A 24,514-nucleotide genomic window follows, 5' to 3' on the forward strand; every position below is an offset into this window, starting at 1 on the left:
GAAATTTATCCGGCTATTTTCCGCATAATACATTCGATAGGACCTCTAGAAAAATTCTTTCTCCATAACACGCTAATTAAAATGCTGTTTAAATTTATTTCTACAGTATTGTTTTCGCTTTACAAATAAATATTGAGAAAATTTCACTCCCCCTAAATGGAAAGGTAATAGAAATGTTCATAGAGAATTACTCGTAGATTCAATTTTTATCCCCCCATTTTGTGGGGAATGATTGCCTAGTGGTAATGGGATAAGGTTGAGCTACTTTATTAGGGGGAGTGGTTCTATGTTTAATAAAAAAATGGTGGCAATGGCAATGACTGTGCCGTTAGTAATGGGGACGATTACTACAGTTTCGGCATTGGAAAAACAACAGCAAGTAAAGCTAGAAGCTTATTCGCCGCAGAAAAAAGCAACAGAATATTTAAAAGAAAATGCTGCGCAGTATGGATTAAAAGCAGACCTTTCAGACTTACAATATATTTCTACAACAGAAACGTCAGTAGCTTCATATGTTAGGTTCCAACAAGTTGTGAATGGTGCACCTGTATTTTCAAAACAAATTACAGTTACTCTTAATGGAGAAGGAAAAGGAGTACTTGCTGTTTCTGATTATCAATCTGTTAAAGGTGTGAAGGAAGTTACAACAAAAATTAGTGAAAAAGATGCAATACAAAAATCAATGGCGTATGTTGGAGAAGTAAGTGAACAAAACTTATGGGCTCCTACAGAGAAAGAATTTGGATATATTGTTGAAGAAGGAATTGCTCGTCCAGTATATAAAGTTGTAGTCCATTCTAATAATCCATTTGGTGCATGGGAAACATTTATTGATGCAGAAAATGGAAAGTTAATTAAAAAAGTTGATATAAACCGTAAAGCAGAAGGATCAGGAAAAGTATTTTTACCTAATCCAGTCGTATCTAGCGGTAGTAAAGTAGGTTTAAAAGATAACAATGATGCAGATTCAACAGCATTAACGAACCAATTGAAGACTGTTACGTTAAAAGGTTTAGATGGAACAGGATTTTTAATTGGAGAATATGTAACGATTTCTTCAAAAGCGAAAACGAAATCTACGAATTTACAATTTAACTATACACGTGCAAATGATAGCTTTGAAGATGTGATGTCGTATTATCATATCGATACTTTACAACGTTACATTCAAAGTCTAGGTTTTAAAAATATTAATAATCGCTCTATTAAAGTGAATGTGAATGGAACGACGGCTGATAATTCATTTTATTCTCCGACAACGAAAGCTTTAACTTTCGGTACTGGCGGAGTAGATGATGCAGAAGATGCTGGTATTATCGAGCATGAGTATGGCCATTCGATTCAAGATAATCAAGTACCCGGTTTTGGTAGTTCAGCAGAAGGCGGAGCGATGGGAGAAGGATTTGGTGACTTCTTAGGTGCTACGTATGAAGATGCAGTATCGACAACTGGGTACGGAAAAGCATGTGTTGGAGAATGGGATGCGACTGCTTATTCTAGTTCAGATCCGACGTGCTTACGCCGATTAGATACGAATAAAGTGTATCCGAAAGATATTACAAATGAGGTACATGATGATGGAGAAATTTGGGCTCAAGGACAATATGAGATGGCGCAAGCATTTGGTCGTGATGTAGCAACGAAAATTATTTTACAATCGCACTGGTCGTTAACACCAAACTCTAAATTCAGTGATGGAGCGAAAGCGATTAAGCAAGCGGATGCTCTTTTATATGGCGGACAACATGCCGCTGATATCGATCGTATTTGGGCAGCGAGAGGAATTAGTACGAATTAATATAAAAAGTCGTGGCATGTATAAGCCACGACTTTTTAATTTGCTTTAGAACTGGTACTAGTAAAGTAAGCTATATAAATGATAATGTGAATTTATTCGTCTTCCATTTATTTTTTTTCATCCTTAAAAACAAAATGCTCTTTAAATTTTCTAGACTCCACTTTTTGACCATTTCGCATGGAGCGGAAAGGGTGTTCTTGCCAAGTAATCATTACATCAACTTCATCTGCTTTTGTAGCAACTGGAAAATTAGCATGTTCAAATCCAGTTTTTCCGCTTGCTAAACGGTTTTCCTTTAGGGAGAAGAGTTCATATTTCGTTTTTGTTTTTGGCTCGTTGCGGAATACTTCGACTTGTACATTATATACTTCACTGTTTCCAACATTTTTCACTGAAAATTGATATGTTTGAAATTCATCTTTTTTAGCTTGAAGCATATTCTTGTTTGTTTTTTTCGGTTTATCAATATTCACTTGCCATTGATCAGAGTTTTGAGAGATTGGTAAAGATTTTGGTGAATAGGCGTACGTTTCGTTTACTACAATTAGGCAAAACAATAGGAGAAAGAAACTAATCGCTTTTTGCATATACACACCTCGCTATAAAATTTTTATTAATATGTGTAAATAAAACAGTAAATATGTAATTTAATGGAAAAAGGTGATACTTTGATTCAAATGAATTTGAAAAAACTTGAAGAAGTAGTAAATGGAGAAGGATTACAAGAATCGTTTCATCTTATAGAGATACATGGTGTCTGCATAGATTCCAAAAACATGAAAGAAGGAAATTTATTTGTTCCAATCATTAGGATGAAAAATGGGCATGAGTATGTGAAAGAAGCAATGGATAATGGAGCTGTCGCTTCCTTATGGAAAAAGTCTTACGGTACTCCGCCAAAAGGGATTCCAATTATATTTGTAGATGACACTTTGTTTGCTTTGCAACAATTGGCACAATTTTATCGAAGAGAGATAAATGTAAAAGTAATAGGAATTACAGGTAGTAATGGCAAGACTACGGTAAAAGGTATAATAGGAAGCATTTTAAGTTCAACTTATAGAGTGCATAAAACAAAAGGTAATTTTAATAGTCAAATCGGTTTACCGTTAACAATTTTAGAAATGGAACGAGATACTGAGTTTTTGATACTTGAAATGGGAATGAGTGAAAAAGGACAAATTCGAAATTTATCACGAATCGCACAGCCAGATGTAGCGGTTATTACAATGATTGGACAGTCACATCTAGAGACGCTTGGATCAAGAGAAGAGATTGCGAAGGCTAAATTTGAAATTATAGACGGATTAAATGACGATGGACTGTTCCTATATAATGGCGACGAGCCATTACTTTCTCAAAATATTAATATGCTAAGTATAGAAAGTAAGTCATTTGGTGGAAAGTATACAAATGATTTGTTTCCAACGAACGTACAATTAGATGAATATGGTGTTCATTTTAAATTAAATCATACAAAAATACAGTACGATATTCCCTTACATGGAAAACATAATATTTTAAATGCGATTGTCGGAATCGCTGTAGGGCAATTTTACAAAGTCTCTACAGAAAAAATACAAGAAGCATTGCAACAAATAAATATTACACAAATGCGCTTTCAGTTTTTAACCGCTAAAACAGGTTTTACAATTATTAACGATGCATGGAATGCCAGTCCTTCCTCCATGAAGGCTGCAATTGAAACGTTACAGAAGTTAAATGCCTATAAGAAAAAAATGATAGTGATTGGGGATATGTTGGAGTTAGGGAAGAAAGGTGAAACATATCATAGAGAAATTGGTAAAATGTTAAATGAGGAGAGCATTCAATATGTATTTACGTATGGAGAGTTAGCCAAAATTGTAGCGGAAGAAGCAAGAAAGAACTATGATGCAGGAAAAGTACAATCATTTGATAATAAAGCCGAGATAGCAGAGGAAGTATTAAAAATTATAACGCAAAATGATGTTGTATTATTAAAAGGCTCACGTGGAATGGCTTTAGAGGAGATTGTACAAAAGTGGATTTGAAAAATCAAAATATATTTAAAAATTACTTGCAATTTATAAAATGAAGAGATAGAATACTCTGTAAATATAAAAAGTGATGATCAGGAAAAGTACATGATGCAAAGGTCTACAGAGAGCAATTGGTTGCTGAGAAGATTGCGATACCGCATGATGGAAAGACACCTGTGAGTGTTGCTTTGAACGTGATAATTAGTAAAAGCAAACGGTACCTACCGTTATCAGGGCTAAGATGGTCATTATGACAATTTGGGTGGTACCGCGGAAAAATCCGTCCCTATTTATAGGGGCGGATTTTTGTATTCTTTGAAGGGAGGTGAGTGACCGTGGATGATGACGATGATAACAATAACGTAAATAAATATAAATTTACTGGAGGGAAATGTAATGAAGCGTTCACTCACAAAAGAATGTACAAAGCAAAGCGGAAAAGTTGTATTACTTCAAGGATGGGTAAAAAAGATTCGTCATCTAGGTAATGTTAGTTTTTTATTAATAAGGGATCGATCAGGGGTTATGCAATGCGTATTAGAAAACGAGCTAGCTGGATTTAAAGTAGATGTGGAGAGTGTTGTTCAAGTCGTAGGCCAAATAGTAGAGACTTCGAAAACAGAATTAGGGATTGAAGTGCTTGCTCACGAAGTGAAAATATTAAATGGCGCAGAACCACTTCCATTTGAAATAAATAAAAAGAAGTTACAAGTTGGCTTAGATCAACTACTGAATGAACGGGTATTATCATTAAGACATGAGCGAACCGCGGCTATATTTAAAGTGAAATCTACGCTCGTCCAGAGCTTTAGTAAATTCCTTATAGAGAACGATTTCACACGTATATTTACTCCAAAAATTGTTTCGCAAGGGGCAGAAGGAGGAGCAAATGTTTTTAAGTTGCCATACTTCCAAAAAGAAGCGTATTTAGCTCAATCACCACAGTTTTATAAGCAAATGATGGTAGCGGGAGGATTAGAACGTGCGTTTGAAATTGCACCTGTATATAGAGCGGAACATCACAATTCTTCCCGTCATTTGAATGAATATATATCGTTAGACGTAGAGATTGGCTTTATAAATGATTTTCATGAAGTGATGCAATTAGAAACGGATGTATTACGATATATGTTTCAACAAGTAGCAAAAAACTGTGAGAAAGAACTACAACTATTACAAATAGAAGTACCTGTTATTACAGAAATACCGAAAATTACATTGTTACAAGCACAAGAAATCTTAAAAAGTAAGTATTGGAAAGAATCGCCAATTGGTGATTTAGATACAGAAGGTGAGAAGTTACTAGGGAAATATGTGAAGGAAACATATAAGAGTGAGTTTGTTTTCATTACACATTATCCGAAAGAAGCGAGACCGATGTATACGATGCCGAATAAAGAGAATCCAGCTATAACTGATTCGTTCGACTTACTATATAAAGGATTAGAAATAACATCAGGAGCACAGCGAATTCATAATTATGAAATGTTACTCGCTTCGTTTAACGAAAAAGGATTACATCCCGATAAGTTTCAATCGTATTTAAATACATTTCGATACGGTTGTCCCCCGCACGGTGGTTTTGGAATTGGGTTAGAGAGAGTTGTATATAAACTATTAGAATTAACAAATGTACGAGAAGCGAGTGCTTTTCCGAGAGATTGTACTCGTCTTATACCATAATATTAAACCCCTTCTATATTACAGAAGGGGTTTATGTATTTCAACATATGTTAAAGGGAATAATAGTTTTTTTGTGTGAAAATATGTAAATTATATTAAGAACATTTTATAATGAATTGAGAAAAAGAAAATTCATAAGTTATAATGAAATATGAATATAAAAAAAGTTCATATAATAATGTATGGAAGGGTATGAAACATGTTATATCAAACTCAAGCAACACAACAAACACCAGCTTATATAATTTATCTTCTTGATGTAAGCGCATCAATGAACCAAATGATGGATGCAGGCGGAGAAGAAAAAAGAAGAATTGATATTGTAACGGATGCTCTTTCTTTAGCGATTCGCCAAATGGTATTTCGTTCAACAAAAGGTAGTCGCCTGCTTCCGAGATATAAGTTATCTATTTTAGCCTATAGCGATCATGTTTTTGATTTATTGGGTGGTGTGAAAACAATAGATGAGGTAGCAAGACTGCGCCCATTAGAAAAAATTCAAACGCATCGTTTAACTGATACAGCAAAAGCTTTCTCTGTAGTGGAGAAGTTATTGCAAAAGGAATTACCAAATTTACAAGATGGACCAGCCCCTGTTGTTTGTCATATGACAGATGGGGCTTCAACTGGTGAAGATCCAGAATTAATTGTACGAAGAATTATGAATATGTCTGTACCTGATGGAAACGTACTAATTGAAAATATTTTTATTTCAGATGAAATTATGCAAGAGCAAATTTCTAATATAAAGAAGTGGGAAGGGATTATGCCAAATACAGAGATTACAGATGAATATGGTGCAAAGTTGCAAAGACTTTCATCGCCTATACCTCAAAGCTATCGTGAGATGATGACGGAGCATGGGTTTCATATTGCAGATGGTGCTGTGATGATGTTTCCAGGGACAAATGCGGACTTAGTATCACTTGGATTTCAAATGTCTGCCGCAACGCCGGTTCGATAGGAGGGGAGTATGTTGAAATATATCCTCTCGCAAAAGAAAGAAACGATATTGCAAGAAAAGAAAATGAAACATTTTACATATCGATATAGCTATGTAAGAGCAAAGGAAACGCAGGATTTAAATGAGGGTGGACAAGACTTCCTAGCATTTCAAGATAATGGAACTCGTTTCATATTTGCGTTATGTGATGGTGTAGGGCTGTCTTTTCATGGTGAAATTGCTGCAGAATTTCTTGGTATGAAGTTAGTAAACTTGTTTGATACATGTCAAGGAAGTGGACTGGATATTGCTACATTATTAAATGAACAGTTAAATAATTGGATAGAAGAAGCTTCAGAGGAAGTGAATGCATTTCGATTGCCAGAACAAACACCGTGGTTACTTCGCGATGTCTTGGAGGAAAAGCGAAAACAAGGTAGTGAAGCTATGTTTATTGGTGGGAAAATAGAACTTATTCCAAATCAAGATAAAGTACAAATAACGATAGTTACACATGGCGATTCATTTGTACAATTGTTTCAAGATAAAGAGAATTGTTCGAATGTAATGAAGTTTGAGAGAAATATAGAGAAAAGATGGTCTACACGGCGAGGCATTATTGGTGGGGAATTGGCGGTTTTTTCAAAGACATTATCTAGACAAGAAGCGAATCGGATAGTTATTCACTCAGACGGACTTACGCTGCTTAAGCAGTATAACGTTGAGGAAGTGTTAAAAGAAATTGAGAGGGCACAGAACTCTCCGACAAGCGATGATATTTCATTTTTAGATGTTTCTTGGTAATAAACACGATGGAAAAAAGGTGAATAAACGTGGAAGAGATTATTGTGACATACATAAAACAGTCAAATGAAGAAATTGATATTGCAATTCCAAATGACGTAAAAGCGGTACAAATTATTGAAGCAATTTTACATCATGAAAAAATAGATGAAACATTGAGCGGTATGTATGAAATTAGAGTGACAAAAGATAAAGAAGAATGGCATTCTATTCGAAATGATGAAACGTTGCGCGATAATGATGTGTGGGATGGACAATATGTAATGCTACATAAAAAAGGAGCAATTATCCCTTCTTTTGAAATGATGCCAGCAGAAGAAGTTTATAATGAACCCGTTAAACAAGATATGTCTTCTAGTGAAGAAGATTATGTATGGAAAATCATTGAGTAATAGTTTTTGGATGGGGAAGGAGAAATGTTTTGTGCAAAAGTCACCGTATTTTCAACGCTCTCCGCGTGTGAAAGTAGATATACCAACAGGGGATGTTATTATTCATGATCCACCGAATATACCGGAGGAGCCTAAGTTTTCAATTGAAACAATGTTAATGCCTGCAATGATGACGGTTTTAACATTAGTATTATATTTTGTAATGATGAAATTTATGAAGATGAATGCAAGTTATATGCCATTAATGATGGTTTCAAGTATTCCGATGTTGGGATCATATATAATTACAACGATGGGACATTTCCGTAAAAAGAAAGAACATCGTCAAATGGTTGAACAATTACAAACAAGATATTTAGAGCAAATTCAAAAGCATCGAGTGGAATTAGATACGTTAAAGGTTGAACAAGCAAAATATTTAATTACACAAAATCCAAGCCCATTAAAAAGTGTACAAAGAATTGAAAATCGGGAAAGTAATTTATGGGAGAGAACACCTGAAAGTCCGGACTTTTTAGATATTCGTATTGGAACTGGAGAAAGACCATTCCTTGTAGAATTGAAGGTGCCTGAGCAGAAAGGTTATGAAGAAGACCCATTAGTTACAGAAGCACAAAATGTGAAAAGGGATTTCAATACGATACCGAATGGCCATATTTCAATTTCTTTGAAAAAAAATGATGTAATTGGTGTAGTCGGAAATAAAGAAGATAGACTAAACTTTATTCGAATTGTAACGACGCAAATTATGACGCATCATGCACCAAATGAAGTGAAAATAGCAGCATTTTATCATGAGAAGGAGAAAAAGCAGTGGGATTGGATGAGGTGGCTTCCTCACGTATGGGATGAACAGAGAAGTATGCGCTTTTTATCTGAAAATCAACAAGATGCACAGAAACTAGCTGAAGTACTATTTACCCCACTTAATATGCGTAGAATCTATAATTCTTCTGCGCAAGCAGATGCAAAAGTTCCTTTAATTCCGATGTATGTATTTTTCTTATCAGCGAGAGAATTTTTAGAAGATGATCCTTTAACTCCAATGTTACTTAGAGAAGGTGAAAGTGTAGGAGCTTCTACATTTATTTTTGCGGAACAAAAGGAACGCTTACCGATGGAATGTGATCTTGTAATAAGCTTAAATGGAGAAAATGGTGAGTTAGTAGAAACGTTTTCAAGCTCAGCTGAAAATAGTGGAACAACGCGTGCTAGTTTTAAAGTGGATCGACTTTCATTCGAGCGATGTGAACTAGGAGCGCGAAGCATTGCTCCAATTCGAATGAAAAGTTCTACAGCAGCCAACATTCCGAAAGTATTAACATTTTTAGACTTGTTTCAAGCTAAAAATATGGAAGAGTTACAAGTGCTAGAGAGATGGAAAGAAAATCGATATCCGACTTCATTACCGGTTCCAATTGGTGTAAGAGAAGGAAGTAAACCTGTTTTTCTAAATATTCACGATAAAATAGAGAAAAAAGGGCATGGTCCACATGGTCTAATGGCTGGTACAACAGGATCAGGAAAAAGTGAAGTAATTCAGTCTATAATAGCAGCGTTAGCAGCAACCTATCACCCTCATGAGATGGCATTTATGCTTATCGATTATAAAGGTGGTGGGATGTCAAACACATTTGCGGGATTACCGCATATTATTGCATCTATTACGAACTTAGAGGACCCGAACTTAATTGAGCGTGCCAGAATTTCATTAAAGGCAGAACTAGAACGGAGACAAAAATTATTCATTCAAGCTGGAAATGTTCAGCATCTAGATGAATATTATGAAACAAGCTGGCGTGAAAAAGAACCTTTACCACATTTATTTATTGTTATTGATGAGTTTGCTCAAATGAAAAAGGAACAACCAGAATTTATGGACGAGCTAATTAGTGTCGCTGCAATAGGAAGGACATTAGGAGTTCACTTATTATTAGCAACTCAAAAACCTTCAGGGGTTGTAAATGATAAGATTTGGAGTAACTCGCGTTTTCGAATTTGTTTACGTGTCCAAGATGATGCGGATAGTCGTGAAATGTTAAAGATTCCAGATGCATCTAAAATCAATGTACCAGGACGAGGATATCTCCAAGTTGGTAGCAATGAAGTGTTGGAATTATTCCAATCTGCATGGAGCGGAGCACCTTATAACCCAGATGAAGAGAAAGTTCTTGATATTGTTGACTTTACAGAAGTGAAGCTTTCCGGTGAAAGAATAAAAGTGAAAAAGCGTCCAAAACCAATGACAAATAGTCCAAAGCAATTACAAGCTTTTATTCAATATGTACAGAGCGTATCAGAAAAAGAAAATATTAAAGCATTACCAGGACCATGGCTGGATCCATTACCGGAAAAATTATTGTTAAAAGAATTTTATGCTATGGAAAATTGGACAATTGGTGAGTGGAATAAACCGAAAGAATATTTACAAGTAACAATAGGATTAATTGATGATGTTGCAAATCAAGCGCAATTTCCGTTGAAGTTAGATTTACAAGAAGGACATTTAAATATTTATGGTATGCCAGGAACAGGAAAAACAACGATGTTACAAACAATTATTATGTCCTTAGCAGTATCTCATACACCAGAAGAAGTGAATTTTTATATTATTGATTTTGGTCGTATGTTCTTAGATTTTAGAGATTTACCTCATGTAGGCGGGGTTGTACAAGAGGACGAAAATGAAAAAATGAAACGTCTATTCGGATTTTTAAAGAAGGAAATCACGCATAGAAAAGAGAGTTTTTCTAATATAGGTGCAAAGTCATTCTCTATGTATAATCGAATGGTTGGAAAGAAAATTCCTGCTATCGTTGTAATGGTAGATGGTTATATAAGATTTAAAAATGAATTTGAAAAAGAGAATGAAGTATTAGAAATGTTATTACGCGAATCAAGCACATATGGCGTGTACTTCTATTTCTCACTTAATCAAACAATTGATATGTTTGATCGTGTTCGTAATAATATACCGATGGCAATTACATTTGAATTGCAAGATAGAGCTGAATATCCTAGTTTAGTTGGTAGACCAAATTTTCCGTTAATTGAAGTTCCTACTGGCCGTGGGTTAATGAAAGGTCAACCACCTGAATTGTTCCAAGCAGCACTACCGTTTATAGGTGAAAGTGAATTAGAATACTCACAGCAATTAAAAACGATTATTCAAAAAATGGGCAGTGAATGGAATGGTGAAAAAGCAAAAGAGATTCCAATGGTTCCTAAAGAAATATTTGTAGAAGATTTAGTTGAGCAATTAGAACCAACTCAAATTTCTGCAGGAGTTGAAACAGATGATATCTGTTTGCAAAATTTTTCATTGGACGAAATGAATCATATATTTATCGGTGGAAGAATAGAAGGTGGAAAAACATCATTATTACAAACACTTCTTTTCACTACTACATACCAATACTCTCCAGAAAAGGTTGAGCTATACTTAGTAGACCTTGGTGAAAGACCTACTGGCATATTAGCTCTTGGAGATTTACCTCATGTGAAGAAGAAAGTTACAAATGATATGCAATTAAAAGAAATGTTAGATGAATTGTTAGAGCTAATAAATAATAGAGAAGCAGTAGTACCTTCTATAGATCCAAACGTAACAGTGGAGTTTCCATATAAGAAAATAATCATTGCAATTGATGATATTGATCAAATGTTAACTGTATTATCTATTGATTATGAGGCGAAAAATAAAATGGAACTAATAGTTCAAAATTGTAAGAATAAAGGGATTCATTTTTTAACGGCGGCTACAACATCTAGTGTAAATAACTTTTCTCATGAAAAATGGTTTGCGGAAATTAGAAAGAGAAGTATTGGTTATTTATTAGGAACGACTCACAATAACGATGTGTATTTCTTTAATATGAAACTTCCACATGCTGAAATGGATCAAGAATTATTAAGTGGGGATGGATATTGCATACGTAGAAAGCCAATAAAAATAAAATGTGCATATACACCGTTACATTTACTTCGCACGATGATAGACAAAATTAGTGTGAAATGGTCTGAATTAAAAGTGAAATAATATTAAAATAGGGTTAAATTACTATAAAATAGAATTTTTTTGCAATTTAACTCTTTTAAAATTGTATGAATATAGTTTATAATCTAATTGTTGTATCATTTATGATTTGAAAGGGGAAATTAATACAATGACAGAAATTAAAATTAGACCAGAAGACCTTGAAAGAATTGCTAATAACTTTAATAACGCAGCTGCGGAAGCGCAAAGTCAAGTTAATAGACTTGAAGGCGATATTAAAAGTTTAGATGGTCAATGGGCTGGGTCAACACAAGCGAAATTCAGAGGGGAATTTGAAAATTCTAAACAAAAAATGCAACAATATATTCCTATTTTAGAAGGAATTTCGAGAGACCTAAAACGTATTGCTGAGAAATTCCGTAGTACAGATAACACATACTAAGAATAGAACAATTGCAAAAGACCAGGAGCTATTGTTCCTGGTCTTTTTTTGAAAAATTGTTATACGAGAGTAAGGGGATAAAATGGGATTCCGACCAGAAGTAGGAGAAAAAATTAATCTTAATAAAGATGTTTATCGTTTTGAGAAACACCCAGCTGTAATTGGTATTGAGATGCCCTATGGTCAAGAGGGAAGACAAGGAACAGTTTATCAATTACAACAGGAAAATGGTGTAGAACGAATTGCATTAAAAGTTTTTAAGGAACGCTATCGTGAGGAAAAACATCAACTAGCATTTTTGAAACCACTTTCTTCCTTAGTGGGTCTGAAAGTATGTTCACGCTATATTGTTACTAAAGAAGAACATACATCTGCTATCGAAAAATCAGAAGATCTTGCTAATAGTATTGTAATGCCTTGGATTGAAGGTCCAACTTGGGCTGATATTTTACAAGAACAACGAATGTTATCAAAAGAACAATGTTTCTTTATTGCAGAAGCATTTCTTACAACACTTAAAATGATGGAAGAAAATGAAGTTGCTCATAATGATTTATCGTCTAGCAACGTACTTGTACCTTTCTTAAGTGAAAATGCAATTGAAGGCCAACACAATATAGAACTTGTTGATGTTGAGCAAATGTATGGCCCAGAAACGAAAAGACCTTCATTATTGCCAGCAGGTTCAGCGGGTTACGCACCAAAGTATTTGACAAGTGGAGTATGGCAAAAAGAAGCCGATCGATTTGCTGGGGCTATTTTATTAGGAGAAATATTAAGTTGGTGTAGTGAAGAGGTTCGAAATAAAAAATGGACGGATGCAAGTTACTTTAAAACGGAAGAAATGCAGACAGAATGTGAAAGATATACGTTACTTCAGCAAGTATTACATAATCAATGGAACGGGGAAATTGCAAAATTATTTAAGCAGGCATGGAGTAGTAATTCTTTCGCAGAATGCCCAAGCTTTGCACAGTGGTACGATGTATTTAATAGCGTGAGAGAAAGAATAAAAATTGATGCGGAAAGGCAGTCAGCAGAAGAACACTCTCTTTTTGTATCAAAATGTTTGGAAATTGCAAGATTATTAGAAGAGAGAGGATTTAAACAAGCGGCATTATATGAATATAAAATAATTTTCAATTCACTCAATCCATCAACAGCTCTGCAAAAAGAACTCGCATATATCATTCAAACTATGGAGAGTCAAGAGCCTGAAATAAATAATAAAATGGTCCTACAACATTATTTGGAATTAGCTACTGAATTGGAACGAGAAAACAATGCAGCATTTGCTTGTTTCGTCTATTCACGAATCGTACAATTTCCAAACATTGATCAGGCGTTAAAACAGGAAATTGAAAGCATTATTGAAGAGATAAAAGAAGGCGAAGGAACAGAGTCGCAGCAAGAAGTAGCAGCTACAATTACAGTTCCAAATAGCATTCTACAGAGCCGGAAACAAACGAAAAAACAAGTGGAATATGATATAGATGATGAGATTTTAAATGCAAAAGCATCAAATCAACCACTTACAATAGCGCATGAACAAAGTGAACCATCGGCTTTTTCTACATGGTGGAAAAAGAATAAAAAACGGATTTTGATTATTAGCTCAACTGTAGTTGTTGTAATAGGTGGTTCGACGTTGTTTTATTTCTACACAACAAACGCGAAATATCAAAAGTTTATGGAACAAGCACGACAAGCTTATGATGATAAAAAATATACAAAAGCAGAAGAAGCTGTTGGACAGGCAATTGCTGTGAAGAGTAAAGACGAGGCTTATCTCCAATTAGCAACGATTTACGTTGCTGAAGGAAAAAATAAAATTGCAATCGATTATATTACAAAACTAATAAAAGATAGAGAAATAGATAAAGAAAATAATGAAGCTGCTTATCTATTAGCCTCAGCAAATTTCCGAATTGGGAAATATCAAGAAGCAGTGCAAAATTTTGAACAAGCGCTAGCGAATAATGCAAAGGGAATTGAACCATACAAAAAAGATGCAATGCGAGATTTAGCTGTAAGTCATATGAAAATGAAAGAATTTGAAAAAGCGGAAGATGTTATTGTCAAAATGAGTACGAAAACAAATGAGGATAAGGCAATTGTTTCATATTTAAAAGGTCAACTATCAACCGCAACAGTACAGTTAGACAAAGCAGAATCTTTCTTTAAAGAAGCTATCATGCAAGATTCAAAGAATGCCATATATACAATTGAACTTTCAAATTTATATGTGCTTTGGAATAAAACAAACTTAATTGATAGTGCGAAGAAAGAAATGAATTATCAACAAGCATCTCACATTTTACAAGTAGCAATTCAAAAAGATATGAAAAATATTGAGTTGTTAAATCAACTTGGAATTGTGTATTACGAAGCGGGTCAATTTTATGAAACGCGAGATGGTGCAAAGAGTACTGCTGCATATCAGCAAGCGTTAGAAGCTTACAATAGAGTTGTCAGCAGTGGAACACGCGACATAAATACGCTTGTAAATATAGGGATTTTATACGATAAAGTGGGACAAGGGAATGAAGCAGAGAAGCTTTTCACAGAAGCATACGCACAAAACGATGAAAATCCGCATGTGAATTTTGCATTCGGGATGTTTAAAATTAAACAGAAAAAATACGAGGAAGCAAGTCGTTTCTTAAGAAAAACAGTGCAAGCAAATGAAAATGAATCTGAAGTAAAAGCCGCGCAAGAAAAGCTAACAGAAATGAAAACAAACGGTTGGATTCAATAAAGATAGGAAAAGGGGAAAAGGACATGGAGGAAAACAATAATAACTTAGGGAAAAAAGTCGCTATATCAGTAATGTCGGTAGCATTACTAGGAACATCAGGATATCTTGTGTATGACAAAGGCTTTAAAACAGCAGGAAAAGAACCAGTAAAACTAGCAAGTAATACAGAAGAGAAAAAAGATGATCGTATTACAGGGGGCGATTTACAGTCTATGTTCCCAAATTTAGTCGCTGATCCTGCAAAAAAAGATGAAAAACCCGGCGAAAAACCAACTATTAATTTAGCAGACTTAATTGGAAATAATAAATCACCAATTACACCGGTAACGTATAAACCAGATGAAGTATCGGTGGAAAAGAAAGATCCACAAATCAAATTATCGGATGCACCAACTCCACAAAAACTAGATTTACCAACTAATGTGGTTGGACCTGTGGCGGAACCAAGTAAAAATAATGATAATGCTCAAATACCTACATCTACTGTAGAACCGCCAAAAACTAACACCGAAACAGGAGGAACTGGAACAGGAGGAACTGGAACAGAAGGAACTGGAACAGGAGGAACTGGAACAGAAGGAACTGGAACAGGAGGAACTGGAACAGAAGGAACTGGAACAGAAGGGACTGGAACAGGAGGGACTGGAACAGGAGGGACTGGAACAGGAGGGACTGGAACAGGAGGAACTGAAACAGAAGGGACTGAAACAGGAGGAACTGGAACAGGAGGAACTGGAACAGGAGGAACTGAAACAGAAAAACCAAAACCAGAACCAAAACCAGAACCAGAACAAAAACCGGATCCAACACCAACACACCCAACAATTACAGTATCACCAAAAACGGGTGACATTTTAGTTGAGTGGTACGCTGGAAATGGAAAATATTACTCATCTGTTTTCTTTAATGATTTTTATACGAGTCAAAAAGAACTAGATGAAAATGCATTAAATAATTTAACGAACTACTATAGTAAAAAAGAAGACTGGACGCTCGTTAGCCAATTGAATACACCATCAAAATCAAAATCAATAGCTGAACATAAGTTAGCATTAGATAATGTAGAACAAATTCTTACAAGTGGTGAATATTCAAATGAGAGAGCGCTATTCTATTTACGTAATCAAATGAACGTACTGAATGAATCGGTTACCACTCAAGAAGAGCTACAAAGATATTTAAGTGAAAATAAGAAGGATTATATTAAATCTGTAGCAGAAAAAGTTTATCAAACAGCAACAAAAGAAAAAAGAGAGTGGTCAAATACAGGGGATGTAGCATCTTTAGAACAAGCATTAAGTAAATTTTATTTAGTTACATCAGTATTTGAAAGTGTAGACCCTGCATTAGTAGAAAAAGCGAATCAAGATGTAGAAGAGATTTTCAACAAGTTATTACAAGAAGAATTACAGAACCTTAATATCCAAACATCAGTAGTGCAGTCTACAACTAAAACAAAAGAAAATGCAAGCACGGTAAAAGAAAATACTAGTAGTAATGAAGAAAAAGTAGTTACAGAAGAAAATGAGGCAACAAGTACACTAGCTGAGAAAAACCAAAAAGATGCAAAGACTGAAGGTGCCAAAAATAACGAGAAAACAAGTAATATCGATTCAAGTACTCAAAAAGCACAAGTAAAATCTGAACCATTTAGTCAAGAAATCAATCAAATAGAAACATATTTAAATCCAGCGAATCCACAATATGAAAATGCTTTACTATTAGCAAATCAGTATGTTGATGGGGCAACAGGAGAACAAAAAGAAAAATTAGAGCAGCAATTTAGTGCGGCTGTAGAGGGACTTCGTGGACAAATTAAAGATTCTAATTTCAAAGTCGAAGATGCTATAAATAAAGCGAATTTATTAGCAAATACGGCAAGAGTAGAAAAATCTGTTCAAGATGAATCTCGTAAATTATTAATGCCGCTAATGTTTGAAAGAAAAGCAAACGATGCTGCAAATAATGGGGAATATTATACAGCGGTATTAAATATTGCAAATGCAATTCGTACAAAGCACCCATTGGAACGTTCAAGAGAAGAAATGGTGAATTATGCGAATAAATTATGGACAGATACAGAAAATGAATGGAATAAAATAAATGGAACGACAGGATGGAAAAGTGAAGTAAGTAAAAACTTATTACCATCATACACATTACTTGCACAGTTAAAGGATATTGATAAAACGATTGGCCAAATTAGTGGTATGTATATGATTGATAATGCATCCAAAAAAATGGAGGGAATCCAACTTATTCAATTAGCGAGTGATGAAGAGAATAAAAAAGGACAAACAAACCTTTATAATGCCTTGCATTATTATGGTCAAGCAGCTTCTCGTGGTGTTGTTGACAAAACAGGATTTTCTAATGTTGCTAGTCTTGTAATTAAAGAAGCAAAACAGTTAGAAAAAACGCAATATAAATCAGCGTTAAACAACTATCAAATTTTATATAAAACACCAGGTATCGAAGAATTAGGAATTAAAGATGGGGTAAAAGCGGCAATTGAGTATTTGAGTACATTTGAAGCTGCAAAGGTAAGTGGAAATAAAGATACGATTGAAGATTTAGCTTCAGCAATTGAATTAACTTATCGTTCTATGGAATTAGGATATCCAGAAGCAGATGCAAAAGAATGGATGAATACGGTAGCTCTAAAAATGTTGAATAAAGGTGCAGGATATATGTCCGCAACTGACACGAATAATGCATATAAATGTTTTGAATTTTTAAGTCGTGATAAATATGTAAATGCTATTAATGGAGAAATAACGAAACAAGCAAAAGAGAATGTAGATACAATTAAATCTATGAACGTTAAAAAATAATTTGCTTTAACATTCGCCATCTTACATTGCGTAAGATGGCGAAATTATTTCGCATAAGGAGTGAAGTTCAATGAGTTTACTAGAAATTTGTCCATTAGATGAGGCGTTAGTGGAAGCTTTACAGAATGAAGAAAAAAGAGTTCGTTTTTATGAGATATTACAGAAATCAAATTTGTACGTTGTTGCTTCTGTAGAGGGAGATACAACTGTAGATGAAGAAGGGAATTTGATTTCAACTGATAATACACAATTGCAAATTCATTATTTTGAAATGGAAGAAGGATTAATGTTACCACTGTATTCTGATTTGAAACATTTAGAAATGGTTATTCCAGAAGAATGTCCATATGTCTCTATGAATGCAGTTGAATTATTAAAGACGATAGATTTAGAGGCAAATGTAATATTAAATCCAGGAACAAAATTTCAAAAATTATTTGTAAAGGAAGAAATTGAAGCGATTTGTGATAATAGTATTTTTGATGTTTTTTCTAAAGGGGATAAGTAAAAATTGATGCAGTTCTATTTCTTTTTGGTATAAAATAGAGGAAGGTGGGAGAAGGTTTGGAAATTAAGGTCAAACCTGAACAACTCGAACAAATTGCCAAAAACATATCAGAGATGCAAACACACAGCCAGAACATACAACAAAATCTCACTCAATCTATGTTTAGTATTCAATTGCAATGGCAAGGAGCAACGAGTCAGCATTTTTATGGGGAATATATGAGATCAATGAGACTCATGGAATCTTACATACGTAACTTACAAGTTACAGAAAAAGAATTACGGCGTATCGCTCAAAAGTTTCGTCAAGCAGATGAAGAATATCAAAAGAAACAAAATGAAAAATTGAAAGAAGCCCATAAAAAAGAAAAGAAACATGAAAAATCATGGTGGGAAAAGGGAATAGAAGGAGCAGCTGAATTCATCGGAGTAAATGATGCAATTCGTGCAGTTACTGGTAAAGACCCTATTACAGGAAAAGAATTATCATCAAAAGAAAGACTCATCGCCGCAGGATGGACGCTCCTAAACTTTGTTCCTGTTGGAAAAGTGGCAAGTCTTGCTGGAAAAGGAATAAAGTATGTCGCTTCTAGCTTTGGGAAGACGATTGTAAAAGCAGGAAAAAAACTAGGCGAAGGCGTAACAATGGTAGCCGGAAAAGCTGGAAAAGCAGCTGTCGATGGCATAAAAACAGCCAGCCACAAAGTAAAAGAGGGTGTAAACTTTGTAGCCTCCACAGCAAAAGGATTTGCTGACAAAATCGGAAGCCTATGGAACAAAGGTGCCACAACCGTAAAAACAACTTTCTTGCAGGGGAATGAAAAGATCCAGCACGCAGTAAAAACATTACTGGAATACAAATGGATCCCAGGCGAGGGAAAAGGCTTCGCCATGGCTGGAGTAGGAAAGGTCTCAGGAGGAGGACAGTATTCTCTGAAAGAGGCTTATCAGTATATGGAGAGTAAGGTTGTTAAGGGTACGGGTGATGTTGGTGATAAAGCCAGTGGAGCTAATATAAAGAAATTAGATGATTTTTCAGGCCCTTTAGAAAATGGTCCATATATTAAAAACGGAAAGCCTAGGGGTAGACCACAATTATCTGGGGAAAAGAAACTTGGATTTGAAAAAGATGTTTTCAATAAACAGATAGACCCAGATGGAATTTTACGAGACCCTAACACTAGTGAGACAATTGACTGGAAACCTGGACGACCACGAAAAGGTAAAGTAGATTTTGGGCATACAGAAGGAAATTCGTATAAGAAAATGTTTGAGAAGTATAAACATGGTGAGATTACTCTTGAAGAATTAAAGGAATTTCAGTTTAACCCAGATAATTTCAGATTAGAAACGCCTTCTGCAAATAGGAGTCATAAATATGAGTAGTTAGGAAGAGGATGTAATGAAAATATTAAATATTTTTGATGCGGTTAGAGAAGGAACTTATGAAGATTTTAAACGATTTTATGATGGTGATATTAATCAAATTGATAGTGATTTAGATATCAATTTATTGTGTATGGCAATGATTAATGATAAAAATTCTAGTGAAAAACTTAAGATTATAAAATTTTTGCTAGAAGAGGATATTGATATTAATTACACTACAGCTAAAAATAAAAGGAATGCATTGCATATGTTTTATTTTTGTGTTTTACGTCCAACAATAGAATATGAATTAGAGATAACAAGGTTACTTATTGATAATGAGATTAATATCAATGCTTTAGATAAATATAATGCTATCCCCTTGAAATATGCTATTACGATAAATAAATTGTCTACAAAAGATAATAAAGAGATGTATAAACTACTTATTAGTAGTGGCTCAAAGTATAATTTGAAAGATGAATTTGGAAAATCATGTGTGGATTATGCCAAAGAGTATTCTTGGAGAAATGATTTATTAACTATTATTGAGGAGTGTGAATATGAAAGTTAATAATTCTGACTTTGGAGGTTTTATTGTTTCTAAGAATGTTGTAGCCGGAAAACCAATACGTTATACATTTAGAGAAAAATCAGAAGTTCCTCAATTAAATGGGTGGACTATTTACTCTTTAGAAGATGATGATGAATATGTAAATGATTCTAGTAATTTTCAAGTTTTAGGAGCAAGCTCTATATTAGAAATAGCACCAGTTATGTTAGAAATTTTTGATGCTCCCTATGGAACAGACCTATGTTGGTTGTATAAAGAAGGAGTTCATGTAGGATTTTATGATTTAATAAGTGAAGATGAGAAAGATATTGGTCAAATTGTAAAAGGAAATTGATGCTATTTTGTGAGTTCCATGGGCACTGACAAAAATGCATTTCCAATAAGAAAAGTCAACAGCGACGTTAGGAGAACGTAGTGGTCTGTTGACTTTTTTTATAGTGTTATTTCATGACAAGAGTTATTTATCATCTTTGTTTAAGTTAATGATTTTATTATTTTTACCAACAATTCGTAGATTATTTAATTTGTTTTTACGAACTTCAAGGATAGCTTTTCCCATGTCTCGTTCGATTCGTTGCTTGTAAAGAAATTCTGTAAATGCTCTAAAGCATTCATTCCCGTTTCCAACATGTACTCGAATCAATCAATCTAAATAAAAAAGCTCGTCTTTTCCATCCCTATTTTCTCAATAAAAACCGACATTCGCTTGCAAATCCTCAATAATATTAATATCATCGGTCATACCATTGATATTATAGTTTGTTCGCTTGATATTTTAGGATTCCCAATGTTTAAAGGGAATGATGTTAAGCATACGTTGGAAACAAAAGAAGTAGGGGTAAAAAATACGTAGTTGACTCATATGCACAAAATAAGGGAATAGTATCGAGAAAATTCACTCAACTTAGTGAAGTGCAAGAAAAAACAGCTAAGAGTTATTTAAATGAAATTACAAAAAAATATCCTTCAGTTTCTAAAATATCAAATGGTCCTTTTAATCCTAACGCTCTCAAAGGGGGGCGACTTAAAGGTGAGTTAATATTAGAAGTACCAGTTCAAAATAAACCAATTTCGCAAACGATTCTTGATGAAGCAACAAAAAATAGGATTATTATTAGGGATATTAAAGGGAAGGTGTATAATTGACTATGAAAATATATTATTGTGACGAATGGTCGGAAATTAAAAAGAAGTCTTGGAATATTCTAGATGATCGTGATGCATACACATACCATCAAAAACATGAACCATATACGGCGGTATTAACTGAAGATGAAAACCTTAAGTATATTGTAAATGTTACAAATGAATGGGTTTCGGTGGGATTTTATGATGACTTTATTCGTAAGTATTTAAATTATGATTTTGAAGTTATGAGTGAGAGTAAGATATTTTTAAGAACAGCTACGTATTGGGAATATGATGATGAAACTGATACAGAAGTAAGTAGCTTAATTTGGGGATTCCGAGAAAATGGCTATATAGCAATGGAAAAAAGGGATTTAAAGACCGGCTTAGTCGAGGAGCGTGAGATTAGCGATACCCTTGAAAGAAACTGGGATGTATTTCCTGAATTTGGTCATTATATTCATTTGTGTAGAGAGGAAAGATAATGTTTTTAGGAGCACTCTATAGTGCCAAAGCTATCTATAAGAAAGGTATTATATATCATTAACACATAAGGCAAGCGAACTAAAGATAATTAAAATATTGAATTAGAAAAAAGAAAAATGATATATTTGAAAATAGAGACTCCATGAAGGTAATACCATCATGGAGTACTATTACTATGTGCAATGATAGAATAAAAAAGAAGTACGAGCTTAGGTGCGATGACATTTTACTAGGCGATGAATATAAACACATGGATTGTATATGAAACTAATGAACTCGTATAAACTCGTGAGTTTTAAAATAGTAGTTTTTATGATATACAAAAGGTATCACATTTTTTACTGCAAGATTTACAAATTTATAGTACTTAAAAACATATGAACATAAAGCACTTGATTGTCTATGAGAGACAACAAGTGTTTTTTCATTTTAGGATAGAAAAGAGGAGAGTATAATAAATGATAAGTACATGTATTGTTTCAGCAAATAGTATAAGAAAATAGATTCTAAAGAGCAGCTGAATTCATCGGAGTAAATGATGCAATTCGTGCAGTTACCGGTAAAGACCCTATTACAGGAAAAGAATTATCATCAAAAGAAAGACTCATCGCCGCAGGATGGACGCTCCTAAACTTTGTTCCTGTTGGAAAAGTGGCAAGTCTTGCTGGAAAAGGAATAAAGTATGTCGCTTCTAGCTTTGGGAAGACGATTGTAAAAGCAGGAAAAAAACTAGGCGAAGGCGTAACAATGGTAGCCGGAAAAGCTGGAAAAGCAGCTGTCGATGGCATAAAAACAGCCAGCCACAAAGTAAAAGAGGGTGTAAACTTTGTAGCCTCCACAGCAAAAGGATTTGCCGACAAAATCGGAAATCTATGGAACAAAGGTGCCACAACCGTAAAACAACTTTCTTGCAGGGGAATGAAAAGATCCAGCACGCAGTAAAAACATTAATGGAGTACAAATGGATCCCAGGTGAGGGAAAAGGCTTCGCCATGGCTGGAGTAGGAAATGTCTCAGGAGGAGGACAGTATTCTCTGAAAGAGGCTTATCAGTATATGGCGAGTAAGGTTGTTAAGGGTACGGGTGAAGCTATAGGGAAAATAAATATTCCTTCTATTAGGAATGGAGAGTTCAATAAATGGTTTGACGAGTTATCTTCAAAAGAGTTTAATAAAATGTGGGAGAACCCTAAGTTAAGAAAAAGGATTGAAGATAGAATTCGAAGACCGGGAGGATATCATGAGTGGCATTTGGTGGCAAGAACTCCAAAGTTTAAAGAGTGGGGAATATCAATGAATGATATAAAAGAAATGAGAACTTTAACAAAAGATGTAAAATTTGTTAATCCACCTGGTGTTCATGGTGGCGAAGGTTCTACAGTAGCTCATAATCAAATTCTAAGAATTATAGATACATCAAAAGATTATGAAACCTTTGTAAAAAGATTAAATAATTGGGCAGAAGATAGATTGGAAAGCGGAAAGATGGGATTACCAATTGAATTAAGGAGGTAGTAAAATTATGAATGACCATGTATCAATATGGATTGGGAATTTTGAGAATGAGGAAGAGTTAATGAATTATACAAATATTGAGTATACAGAAGATGGAGACAGTATTTCTTCAACTTTCGAAAAAGACTTTAACTTAGATTATTATGATCGCGATTTAATTGAAAAGAAATGGATTAGTAAATCGACAAACAGTGTGAAGGATTTATTAGATGGATTTTCTTACTCCGATCAATTTTTAGAACAGTTTGATACTATAAGATATAGTGAAGAATTTAATACTGCTATTCTAATTTACAATTTGGAATATGATGCTCAAAAAACAAAAGGTAAATTTAAAAATAGTGATTTGAAGTTTATCGGTGTGGCACAATATACAATTACTGTAGATGATAGATGGTAATTTTTTAACTTTATGAAAGTATATGAGTTAAATTAAGCGTATTAAAAACCTTGAGTGGCTGATTGCCTTTCAAGGTTTTTTTACTTTAGTTTAAATTAAATAAGCTAATATTTGAGTGGGACAATTTGTTAATCCAATAGGTAAACATGGTGATATAGGTTCTACTACAACACATAATGAGTTGTTAAAAATTATTGATAGTTCTTTAGATTATAGTACATTTAAAAGAAGATTAAAAAATTGGGCACATTTTAGATTGAAAGGTGGAATAAATTCATTACCTGAAGGCTTAAGATAAGTGATGTTACTATAATTTATATATAGGGGGATTCATTATGGAAAAACCGGGCGTAATGTCTTTATGGATAGGTAATTTTAGAACTAAGCAAAGTCTAAAAGAATATGTTGAAATTAAGTTTGATGAAGTTGGGGACAGAATTCAATCTAAATTCATGAGAGACTTTAATATTGATTTTATTGATTATAACCAAGATTTATTAGAGAGTATCTTGATAGAGGGCTCCACTACATCGTTGACTACCCTTTTAAGTGGTTCCTCTTACGAAGCGGAAATTTTATCACAATTTGTGGAACATTATGGGGAAGAATTGCCAGAAACCTATGATTCTGTTATTAGATTATATGATTTTGAGTACGATGGAGATATAGATGAAGTTAAATTTAAAAGTGGAAATTTAATTTATATGGGGTCAGTTGTATATGAGGAATGGGATGAATAGTTTGTGATTTAGTGAAGGAAACCAATACAATTAGCTATAGTAACTGCCTAAGTATTTATTACAGGACTTATAGGTTATATACTAGAGTGATAAAGCATGTGGTACTAAAATTGTATACACAGTCA

The 24,514-nt window shown here is 34.1% G+C and carries 20 protein-coding genes, 1 pseudogene and 1 other annotated feature; of the genes and pseudogenes, 20 read left to right on the plus strand and 1 reads right to left on the minus strand.

The window, feature by feature from the left end; translation table 11 throughout:
- Positions 1–286: 286 nt before the first annotated feature.
- Positions 287–1,798, plus strand: a complete 1,512-nt coding sequence (locus MR070_RS13150; RefSeq protein WP_242261451.1) for a M36 family metallopeptidase — start codon at positions 287–289, stop codon at positions 1,796–1,798.
- Between the two features lie 107 nt (positions 1,799–1,905).
- Here the strand turns inward: MR070_RS13150 and MR070_RS13155 are convergent, their stop codons facing one another.
- On the minus strand, positions 1,906–2,385 hold the full coding sequence (locus tag MR070_RS13155) for a hypothetical protein (RefSeq protein WP_001167915.1): 480 nt from the start codon (positions 2,383–2,385) through the stop codon (positions 1,906–1,908).
- 63 nt (positions 2,386–2,448) lie between these two features.
- On the opposite strand from MR070_RS13155, the gene MR070_RS13160 reads away from it, so the two are divergent.
- The 19 genes and pseudogenes from MR070_RS13160 (at position 2,449) to MR070_RS13245 (ending at position 24,389) form a co-directional block, all read left to right on the plus strand.
- A complete protein-coding gene (locus tag MR070_RS13160) occupies positions 2,449–3,831 on the plus strand; it encodes a UDP-N-acetylmuramoyl-tripeptide--D-alanyl-D-alanine ligase (protein WP_242261452.1) in 1,383 nt (460 codons plus the stop codon).
- Positions 3,832–3,898: 67 nt separating this feature from the next.
- Positions 3,899–4,110, plus strand: a binding site (T-box leader).
- Between the two features lie 105 nt (positions 4,111–4,215).
- On the plus strand, positions 4,216–5,502 hold the full coding sequence (aspS, locus tag MR070_RS13165) for an aspartate--tRNA(Asn) ligase (protein WP_242261453.1): 1,287 nt from the start codon (positions 4,216–4,218) through the stop codon (positions 5,500–5,502).
- 199 nt (positions 5,503–5,701) lie between these two features.
- Positions 5,702–6,466: a vWA domain-containing protein gene (locus tag MR070_RS13170; protein ID WP_044792564.1), complete on the plus strand. Its 765-nt coding sequence runs from the start codon at positions 5,702–5,704 to the stop codon at positions 6,464–6,466.
- Positions 6,467–6,475: 9 nt separating this feature from the next.
- A complete protein-coding gene (locus MR070_RS13175; RefSeq protein ID WP_044792562.1) occupies positions 6,476–7,249 on the plus strand; it encodes a PP2C family serine/threonine-protein phosphatase in 774 nt (257 codons plus the stop codon).
- A 29-nt stretch (positions 7,250–7,278) separates the two neighbouring features.
- Positions 7,279–7,641 carry a ubiquitin family protein gene (locus MR070_RS13180; protein ID WP_000391133.1) on the plus strand — a complete coding sequence of 121 codons (363 nt, stop codon included), beginning with the start codon at positions 7,279–7,281 and terminating at the stop codon, positions 7,639–7,641.
- Positions 7,642–7,672: 31 nt separating this feature from the next.
- Positions 7,673–11,680 (plus strand): type VII secretion protein EssC, encoded by a 4,008-nt coding sequence (gene essC / locus MR070_RS13185; protein ID WP_044792561.1) that lies wholly within the window; start codon positions 7,673–7,675, stop codon positions 11,678–11,680.
- Between the two features lie 127 nt (positions 11,681–11,807).
- Complete coding sequence (locus MR070_RS13190; protein WP_000136046.1) at positions 11,808–12,080, plus strand: WXG100 family type VII secretion target; 273 nt, start codon at positions 11,808–11,810, stop codon at positions 12,078–12,080.
- A gap of 82 nt (positions 12,081–12,162) precedes the next feature.
- Complete coding sequence (locus MR070_RS13195; protein WP_044792559.1) at positions 12,163–14,838, plus strand: tetratricopeptide repeat protein; 2,676 nt, start codon at positions 12,163–12,165, stop codon at positions 14,836–14,838.
- Between the two features lie 23 nt (positions 14,839–14,861).
- On the plus strand, positions 14,862–17,672 hold the full coding sequence (locus MR070_RS13200; protein WP_242261454.1) for a hypothetical protein: 2,811 nt from the start codon (positions 14,862–14,864) through the stop codon (positions 17,670–17,672).
- A gap of 70 nt (positions 17,673–17,742) precedes the next feature.
- Positions 17,743–18,180 (plus strand): SseB family protein, encoded by a 438-nt coding sequence (locus MR070_RS13205; RefSeq protein WP_098254023.1) that lies wholly within the window; start codon positions 17,743–17,745, stop codon positions 18,178–18,180.
- 56 nt (positions 18,181–18,236) lie between these two features.
- Positions 18,237–19,565 (plus strand): WXG100 family type VII secretion target, encoded by a 1,329-nt coding sequence (locus MR070_RS13210; RefSeq protein WP_242261455.1) that lies wholly within the window; start codon positions 18,237–18,239, stop codon positions 19,563–19,565.
- 16 nt (positions 19,566–19,581) lie between these two features.
- Positions 19,582–20,121, plus strand: coding sequence for an ankyrin repeat domain-containing protein (locus tag MR070_RS13215; protein ID WP_000698515.1), 540 nt, complete (start codon positions 19,582–19,584; stop codon positions 20,119–20,121).
- Positions 20,111–20,455 (plus strand): DUF2185 domain-containing protein, encoded by a 345-nt coding sequence (locus tag MR070_RS13220; RefSeq protein ID WP_000867689.1) that lies wholly within the window; start codon positions 20,111–20,113, stop codon positions 20,453–20,455. The genes MR070_RS13215 and MR070_RS13220 overlap by 11 nt, the downstream gene beginning before the upstream one ends.
- Before the next feature lie 578 nt (positions 20,456–21,033).
- Complete coding sequence (locus MR070_RS13225; protein WP_002022919.1) at positions 21,034–21,267, plus strand: hypothetical protein; 234 nt, start codon at positions 21,034–21,036, stop codon at positions 21,265–21,267.
- Positions 21,268–21,269: 2 nt separating this feature from the next.
- Complete coding sequence (locus MR070_RS13230) at positions 21,270–21,734, plus strand: hypothetical protein (RefSeq protein ID WP_242261456.1); 465 nt, start codon at positions 21,270–21,272, stop codon at positions 21,732–21,734.
- Positions 21,735–22,248: 514 nt separating this feature from the next.
- Positions 22,249–22,853: pseudogene (locus MR070_RS27220) on the plus strand (pre-toxin TG domain-containing protein); the annotation flags it as partial.
- The gene (locus tag MR070_RS27225) at positions 22,851–23,249 is read left to right on the plus strand and encodes a hypothetical protein (RefSeq protein WP_396021589.1); all 399 of its coding nucleotides are present in this window, start codon (positions 22,851–22,853) and stop codon (positions 23,247–23,249) included. The pseudogene MR070_RS27220 and the gene MR070_RS27225, both read left to right, overlap by 3 nt.
- 7 nt (positions 23,250–23,256) lie before the next feature.
- Positions 23,257–23,649: an immunity 22 family protein gene (locus tag MR070_RS13240; RefSeq protein WP_000997786.1), complete on the plus strand. Its 393-nt coding sequence runs from the start codon at positions 23,257–23,259 to the stop codon at positions 23,647–23,649.
- A gap of 335 nt (positions 23,650–23,984) precedes the next feature.
- Positions 23,985–24,389: an immunity 22 family protein gene (locus MR070_RS13245; RefSeq protein WP_000414658.1), complete on the plus strand. Its 405-nt coding sequence runs from the start codon at positions 23,985–23,987 to the stop codon at positions 24,387–24,389.
- Positions 24,390–24,514 lie beyond the last annotated feature (125 nt).

The organism is Bacillus cereus group sp. BfR-BA-01453 (genome assembly GCF_022662915.1).
Taxonomy (GTDB): Bacteria; Bacillota; Bacilli; order Bacillales; family Bacillaceae_G; genus Bacillus_A; species Bacillus_A paranthracis.